Annotated in this window: 1 protein-coding gene; it reads right to left on the bottom strand. The window is 51.8% G+C overall.

Annotated elements, in window-relative coordinates:
• Nucleotides 1-226: type II toxin-antitoxin system RelE/ParE family toxin (locus BK660_RS31950; RefSeq protein ID WP_185045360.1), on the bottom strand; the 226-nt coding region annotated here is incomplete at its 3' end.
• Nucleotides 227-309 lie beyond the last annotated feature (83 nt).

The raw sequence follows: 309 nt of genomic DNA, 5'->3' as shown, positions 1-309 counted from the left end.
CTTTCTTGGCGAACAGCACTTGATAGATCCAGTAACGCCCGCCCTTAGCCAAAACAATCGAACGATGACGGTTGGCGTTCAACCGCTTCTTCCAGACGCCACCACCAAGATCGTCAGCCTGACCTTCAAGCATCTCGCAAAATGCTTCCCGGAGCTCTGCGTCGCTGATCCAAGCCTTGCCGGCTCGTATCGCAAAACCCTTGGTTTTGAATAGCCTGAATGACATCGGTATCCCTTCCAAAAAACATACCACCCAGTGGTATAGATTACAAAGCCACCCGTCTCGAAAATATCGATCGGTCTGCCCCC

The organism is Pseudomonas brassicacearum (genome assembly GCF_003732265.1).
Classification (GTDB): domain Bacteria; phylum Pseudomonadota; class Gammaproteobacteria; order Pseudomonadales; family Pseudomonadaceae; genus Aquipseudomonas; species Aquipseudomonas brassicacearum_D.
Note: the sequence above shows the minus strand (reverse complement) of the source record. Positions and strands in the feature narration are given on the sequence as shown.